The sequence below is a fragment of the Pelomonas sp. KK5 genome, from assembly GCF_001984095.1.
GTDB lineage: Bacteria > Pseudomonadota > Gammaproteobacteria > Burkholderiales > Burkholderiaceae_C > KK5.
This window is the reverse complement of sequence record NZ_LYVQ01000304.1, coordinates 1-6,150: the sequence shown is the minus strand read 5'-3', so window position 1 is coordinate 6,150 and position 6,150 is coordinate 1. Positions and strand designations below refer to the sequence as shown.

Sequence of the window (6,150 nt, the reverse complement as noted above, 5' to 3'; positions counted from 1 at the left end):
GGCTCGATGCGCTGGCGCAGGGCAGCGGCCACCGCATCTCGGAGCTCTGCGCGGCGCTGATGCTGGCGCGTGCGACGCAGGACGAGGCGGCGCTGGTGCGCGCGCTGGCGATCGGGCAGCAGGCCGGCGTCGTGCAGGTGTTCATCGATTTCGGCGCGGAGCTGATGGCGCAGGTGCGCGGCTGGCTGCAGCAGCAGACGGATGCCTCAGCTTCGCCCGAGGCGCGCTGGGCCGTGCAGCTGCTGCAGGTCTGGGAGCAGCGCTTCCGTGCGCGGGCGCAGGGCGCGGTGGCCAGCCTGCTGACGCCGCGCGAGGTGGACGTGCTGTGCGAACTGGCCAAGGACCACGCCACCAAGCAGATCGCCAAGAACCTGCTGCTCTCGCCGGAGACGGTGAAGCATCACCTGAAGTCGATCTTCGCGAAGCTGGATGTGAAGAGCCGGGAGGAGGCGATATTGGAGGCCCGCAAGAGGGCGCTGATGCCCTGAACGCGTTGTCGAATTCCCGCTGTCGTATTCGTCGTCAGTGCATCACCACTCGAAAGGATCTCCCGTGAGCAAGAAATACCTCGGTCTCGCCTACTTCACGCCCGAGAAGTTCGCGGCGATGTCGCCGGACGACGTCAAGGCGCTGGTGAGCCAGTGCCCGGCCCTGGACAAGAAGATGCAGGAGACCGGCAAGATGCTGGTGTCGGCCTCGCTGGGCGATCTGGAGAACTGGAGAACGCTGCGCCCGCGCGGGGGCAAGACCCATGTGAGCGATGGGCCCTACACCGAGGCGAAGGAGGTGGTGGGCGGCCTGTTCATCATCGAGGCGGACAGCGAGGAAGAGGCGCTGAAGATCGCGTCCATGCATCCGGCGGCCACGGTGGGGGAGGCCGGCGGTTGGGCGGTGGAGCTGATCCCGATGGATTTCTATCTCGGGCGCTGAGGGGCCAAGACCTGCTTCGACAACGGTGCCGAGCGAACCCGCATGCGCGACAGCACCAGGGACGGCGCATCGCGACGCGGTTCAACGAGGACGCCGCGTCAGCGTCACCGTCTCGCCCGTCGAGAGGCTGCCCTCGAGGACCTTCTCGCTGACGGGGCGAAGGACCATGTTGAGGTCCGGGCAGGCCGTTGCAATCTGTGCGCCCCAGGCGGTGAACTCCAGCGTCGCCGCCTGGCTGACCTGCACGGTCACGGGAAGCTTCCTGCCGATGCAGACCTTGCTCCGGGGGCCGTTCGGGAGCGAGGTCGCCACCCAGGTCCCCGCCCAGTTGACGAGCGTCAGCGTCGCCGTTCGCGCATGGCCGGAGCCGGCGTCGATCCGCACGTTCCATTTGCCGTTGAAGGCGTCGGTGTCGGGCTCCTGCTGGGCCTGGGCGAGCGTGCTGGCCAGCAGCAGCGAGAGGGTGGCGAGGAAGGCGGCTCTGTGCATCATGGGTGAAGACCTCATGGAGTGACGGGTGTGTGGCGCAGGCTCAGGAACCGGCTGCTGGCGAGCACCAGGACGGCGCCCAGCATCGGCAACGCCAGATGGGTCCACGCCGCATGCTGCTGCAGCCAGTCGTGGATGCCGGGATCGGAGAAGGCCATCTCCCCGGCGACCCAGCCGAGCAGGGCGCCGCCGACGGTCACGATCAGCGGCCAGCGTTCCATCAGCTTCATCAGCAGCGTGCTGCCGAAGGCGATCAGCGGAATGCTCAGCATCAGGCCGATCGTCAGCAGCATCAGGTCGCCCTTGGCCGCGGCGGCGACGGCGAGCACGTTGTCCAGGCTCATGACGAGGTCCGCGATCAGGATGGTACGGATGGCGGCGCCCATGCCGACCGGCAGGTCGCTCGCATCGTCCGCTTCGTCCGTCTCAGGGACCAGCAACTGCACGCCGATCCACAGCAGCAGCAGCGCGCCGATGGCCTTCAGATAGGGCAGCAGCAACAGTTTCGCCGCGGCGATGGTCAGCAGCACGCGCAGCGCGATCGCGGCGGCGCTGCCCCAGATCACGGCGGTCCGGCGCTGGCGCGGCGGCAGGGCGCGCGCGGCCAGCGCGATGACCACGGCGTTGTCGCCCGACAGGACGATGTTCAGCCCGATGATTTGCAGCAGGGCGATCAGGAACTCCAGGCTCATTGCAGGACTCGCGGACAGGCTTGATGGATGGACAGTTGAATAAAAAAGCCTCCGACGAGCGGAGGCAAGATCCGTTGCGTTGGGATCGATGAAAAACCGGTTGTGCGCTCAGACGTCCCGCGTCTGGCGGCGACGCCGCGCCACGGCGCCGACGCCGATCAGGCCCGCGCCCAGCAGCGCGTAGCTGCTCGGCTCGGGCACAGCGGCGGCTACCGCGCTGGTGCTCAGCACATAGCTGGCTGTCTCGCCGGCGGCGAGGTTCAGCGTCCAGCTGAAGTAACCCGAATTGCTGCCGGCGCCGCCGGCCAGCGCGGAGGACAGCAGGCCGTCGCTGAAGCTCTGGCTGCTGCCGTTGGAGCTGGTGACCAGCAGGTTGACGGCCGTCTGCGCGTAGCTCTGCGCGGCGGTGCCGGCGGGCTTGGCGACGCTGAAGTCGTAGTAGACGTCGAAGGTGATGCTGCCGGCCACCGAGTTCCCGTCGCTGTCGATCAGCGAGAAGGTGCCCGACTGCGTGGACGTCGACATGCCCGTGTTGAACAGCGAGCCCGACTTGGTCGCCGAGGCGGCCAGGCTTGCGCCTGCGGTGGCCAGCTGTGTGGACGGGTCGGTGAAGGTGACCGTATTGCCCGTGGCCGACGCATGCGGCGTGGTGGCGAGCCGGTTCAGGCCTTCCGCCCAGTTCGATGCGGCGTAGGTGTCGACGGCGGTCGCGCCGCCGCCGTCCGACGCCAGCATCAGGAAGCTCTGCTGCTGGTTCGAGGCCAGCACGTAGTTGCCCGAGTACTGTTCCGCGCTCACGCCGAACCAGTCGATCGAGAGCGAAGCGTCCGCTGCCAGCGAGAGGCCCGAGCTGAATGCCAGGACCGTGGCAATCCCCGCGGCGCGCAGCGCCGGCAGCGAGAGGCGCGAAGTCGTGCCTGATTTCATTGTTGTGTCTCCGGAAGTGATGTCTTGGTCGGGTCCGCCGCGTCGCCGCGCGAGTAGACGGCCCGTTGAGGCGGGCGGCGGACTTGGCATTGCCTTACTTCGTGCAGAACGGCGTCAGGCCCATCGCGGACTTGATGCCTTGCACCACCAGCTGCTTGAACTGGGCCTGGCCCGGCAGGCTCGAGCCGTCGACGAAGGAGTCGGCATCGTGGCCCAGCGTGGTCAGCCAGGCGCGGCCGCCGTCGTAGTACTGGCACCAGGCGACGGGGTGGAAGTTGCCGTGGCCCGGATGGCCGCTGCTCTTGGTGGCCAGCGTGCTCTCGTCGACCGTCGCCAGGAACTTCACGTTGGTCGGATAGGGCACGAGGTTGTACCACTCGTCATGGAAGCCGAACGAGGCGGGCAGGCCGGCGGTCGAGGAGTCGGCCGAGCCGACGATCTTGACCGTGCCGTTCTGGGCGGCGCCGTGGTTGTAGTAGTTCGCGTTGCCCAGCAGGCCTTCGTACCACGGCCAGTTGTACTCGCCGCCGTAGGCGTTGTGGATGGCCACGAAGCCGCCGCCGCCGCGGATGTACTGGCGCAGGTTGACCTTGGCCTGGTCCACGTAGGCGCTGGTGGTGGTGTCCACCGCGTAGGCCGGATTCACGGCGCGGCCGTGGGCCTGCATGAAGTCCCGGGTCGGGCTCATGAAGATCACGGCAGCGTAGGTGGCCGAGTTGCCCGGCAGGCGGGTCACCTCCTCGGTGTAGTCGACCTGGATGCCTTCGGCTTCCAGCCAGGCCTTCAGGCCGGCGACGGCGGTGTTGTTGGCGTTCAGCGGCGGATTCAGGCCGGCGGCCAGGGCCGTGCCCAGGTTGGCGTGACGGGGGCCGGCGGTGCGGCTGAAGATCAGCACGCGCTTCTGGCGCGTGGGGATCCAGTTGTTGTAGCACTTGGGGTCGGTGCCGCGGCAGACGTTGTACGTCGGGTCCCAGCTTGAGGGCAGGGCGCCGGGCGGCAGGTTGCCGTTGGTGGGGGCAGCGGTCTGGGCGAAGGCGCCGGTGGCGGCCATCAGTGCGAATGCACCCAGCGCATGGACCGTGCGCGTGGGGCGTGTCGTCCTCTTGTTCATAGGGTCTCCAATGTTCGAGTCAGTGGTGGTGTTGCCAGATACCCCCGCCCTCAACGCGCTGCTCGTTTGTTCTATCAAGTAGAACGGCGTTTTGTCTCTGGTGATTTGAAGTATAGGAATGCGCTCTTGGGTGTCAATCGGTGTCAGCTACGAAATTGCGTTCTGTAAACGCATATTTACTTAGATATTGGGCCTGCTCCCCCCACTTGAGGGGTCGAGCGCGAACACCCACCGGCCGACGCTGTCGGCGCCCTCGAAGGCGTCCTCGTCCTGCGCAAAGCCGGAGCGCTTGAATGGCCTGACCCCCGAGCGGGAACGCACGCCCTGGATGCCGCCGGCAGCGGTCCGGACCAGCAGCCAGTCCGCCTTGCCGGTCATTGGATCGACATAGAGCCGTCGCAGATGCCTGTGCGTCACGGGCCAGCGCTTGTCCTCCAGCAACTCCTGCAGGGTGGCCGGCAGGCGGCGCGGCTGGCCGATCGGTGCGCTGTCGTTGAAGGACTGGATCGCGGCGCGGATCTGGCGGCCGGCGAACAGCAGTTCTTCTTCCTTCTCGCGCTGCGACTGCGTACTCCACAGCTCGCCGGCCATGCCCAGGCCCGCGGCGAGAAGCGCCACGAAGAACAGCAGGCCGAGGTAGGTGAAGCCGCGCTGGCGGCCGGCCGGGCGGGCGCTCACAGCGCGCCGTACTCCGCGCCGCTGGCGCTGCGGCCGGCGGCGCCGCTGTGCACGTCGTAGATGGTGCTGGTGCTACTACCTCCGCCGAGCTTGTCGGCCAGGCTGGTATCGGGTGGCGCCACCGTGGTCCAGGTGTCGGCGCTGCCGGTGACGGGGTCCACGGGCACGGCGCGCAGGTAGCGGCGCTCCGCCAGTTCCGCCAGCGACTGCGGGTACTTGCCGTTGTCGCCGTAGAACTTGTCGATCGCCTCGCGCATGACGGCCAGCGACTGGCGCAGGCTGGCCTCCTTCGAGCGCTCGACCGAGCCGAAGTAGCGCGGCGAGGCGATCGTCAGCAGCGTTGCGATGATGGCCATCACGACCAGCAGTTCGATCAGCGTGAAGCCGAGACGAGGGCGATGGCTGCTCATCGCGCTCACCAGTCCCGGTACGGCCGGCCGTTCAGCCCCGCGCCCGGTGCCGTCGAGTAAACGTCGAAGACGTCCTTGCCGGGCTGTGGCTGGTCCGGCCCGGAGGCATAGCTGCGCAGGCCCCAGGTCTCGGCCGGCGGCGTCTCGGGCGGGCCGGCGAAGAAGGGGTCGGCCGGGATGCGGCGCAGGAAGAAGATCCGCGGCCGGGCCGGATCCTTGGCATTGGCGATGCCGCTCACCAGCAGCTCCAGGCTGGCCGGATAGCCGCTGGCGTCGGCGGCGCGCTCGACCAGCCCGCTGTCGGCCGCGCGCTTGTAGTCGTCCAGGCCGTTGCGGATCTCGCGCAGCGCCTGGCGGAGCTCGCTCTCCCGGGAGCGCCGCACGGCCAGCTCGGCCAGCGGCGTCGCCATCGTCGCCAGCAGTCCGACGATGGCGACCGTGATCATCAGCTCGATCAGCGTGAACCCGCGATGCCTGCCGCCGCGCATATCACTTCCGTCCGACGATGACGAGCGTGCTGGCGGCAGGGGCCTGCACGGGCAGGTTGCTGCCGGTCACGTCGTAGCTGAGGGTCGTGCTGCCGGGCTGCTTGCCGATGACCCTGAAGCGGATGGTCGCGGGTCGCGAGGCGTCGCCGGGCAGGCCGCTGCTGGAGACGGTCGCCGACACGCGGCCGGCCTCACCTCCGGATGCGCTCACCGGGACAAGAAGGGCCGGGTCGTAGCTGATGCTGACCTGCGTGTCGATCGCCTGGGCCGGGGTCTGCCGGAAGGACAGGCTGACGCCGAACTCCTCGCCGATGCCGGCCTGCTGCGGCAGGCTGCTCGCCAGCATCGGCTGCTCCGCTGCCGACGGGCGGGCCTCGGCGGGTGCCGTCGGCGCCAGGGCCGCGTCGCCCAGTTCGAGCCGGAGG

At 68.5% G+C, this 6,150-nt stretch carries 10 protein-coding genes; 2 read left to right on the top strand and 8 right to left on the bottom strand.

Going from position 1 to position 6,150, the window contains the following annotated elements:
• Window positions 1-488 (top strand): helix-turn-helix transcriptional regulator (locus B0W88_RS28800; protein ID WP_233151883.1); only part of this gene is annotated, 488 nt, incomplete at its 5' end.
• 64 nt (window positions 489-552) lie between these two features.
• A complete protein-coding gene (locus tag B0W88_RS28795; RefSeq protein WP_255378672.1) occupies window positions 553-930 on the top strand; it encodes a YciI family protein in 378 nt (125 codons plus the stop codon).
• Between the two features lie 81 nt (window positions 931-1,011).
• Here the strand turns inward: B0W88_RS28795 and B0W88_RS28790 are convergent, their stop codons facing one another.
• From B0W88_RS28790 to B0W88_RS33905, 8 genes are all read right to left on the bottom strand, one after another.
• Window positions 1,012-1,422 carry a hypothetical protein gene (locus B0W88_RS28790; protein WP_077037983.1) on the bottom strand — a complete coding sequence of 137 codons (411 nt, stop codon included), beginning with the start codon at window positions 1,420-1,422 and terminating at the stop codon, window positions 1,012-1,014.
• 11 nt (window positions 1,423-1,433) lie between these two features.
• Entirely contained in the window at window positions 1,434-2,111 is a 678-nt protein-coding gene (locus B0W88_RS28785; RefSeq protein ID WP_077037982.1) for a TerC family protein, read from the bottom strand.
• Between the two features lie 108 nt (window positions 2,112-2,219).
• Entirely contained in the window at window positions 2,220-3,038 is an 819-nt protein-coding gene (locus B0W88_RS28780; protein ID WP_077037981.1) for a PEP-CTERM sorting domain-containing protein, read from the bottom strand.
• Between the two features lie 94 nt (window positions 3,039-3,132).
• On the bottom strand, window positions 3,133-4,149 hold the full coding sequence (locus B0W88_RS28775) for a ThuA domain-containing protein (protein ID WP_077037980.1): 1,017 nt from the start codon (window positions 4,147-4,149) through the stop codon (window positions 3,133-3,135).
• Window positions 4,150-4,329: 180 nt separating this feature from the next.
• Window positions 4,330-4,827, bottom strand: coding sequence for a type II secretion system protein (locus B0W88_RS28770; protein ID WP_077037979.1), 498 nt, complete (start codon window positions 4,825-4,827; stop codon window positions 4,330-4,332).
• A complete protein-coding gene (locus B0W88_RS28765; protein ID WP_077037978.1) occupies window positions 4,824-5,237 on the bottom strand; it encodes a type II secretion system protein in 414 nt (137 codons plus the stop codon). Before B0W88_RS28765 ends, B0W88_RS28770 begins: the two co-directional genes overlap by 4 nt.
• Before the next feature lie 5 nt (window positions 5,238-5,242).
• Window positions 5,243-5,725 carry a type II secretion system protein gene (locus tag B0W88_RS28760; RefSeq protein WP_077037977.1) on the bottom strand — a complete coding sequence of 161 codons (483 nt, stop codon included), beginning with the start codon at window positions 5,723-5,725 and terminating at the stop codon, window positions 5,243-5,245.
• A gap of 1 nt (window position 5,726) precedes the next feature.
• Window positions 5,727-6,150 (bottom strand): hypothetical protein (locus B0W88_RS33905; protein ID WP_158080962.1); only part of this gene is annotated, 424 nt, incomplete at its 5' end.

Coding starts and splice junctions, on each gene's coding strand:
- B0W88_RS28790 (WP_077037983.1), bottom strand. CDS start 1,422: ATGATGCACAGAGCCGCCTTCCTCGCCACCCTCTCGCTGCTGCTGGCC.
- B0W88_RS28785 (WP_077037982.1), bottom strand. CDS start 2,111: ATGAGCCTGGAGTTCCTGATCGCCCTGCTGCAAATCATCGGGCTGAAC.
- B0W88_RS28780 (WP_077037981.1), bottom strand. CDS start 3,038: ATGAAATCAGGCACGACTTCGCGCCTCTCGCTGCCGGCGCTGCGCGCC.
- B0W88_RS28775 (WP_077037980.1), bottom strand. CDS start 4,149: ATGAACAAGAGGACGACACGCCCCACGCGCACGGTCCATGCGCTGGGT.
- B0W88_RS28765 (WP_077037978.1), bottom strand. CDS start 5,237: ATGAGCAGCCATCGCCCTCGTCTCGGCTTCACGCTGATCGAACTGCTG.
- B0W88_RS28760 (WP_077037977.1), bottom strand. CDS start 5,725: ATGCGCGGCGGCAGGCATCGCGGGTTCACGCTGATCGAGCTGATGATC.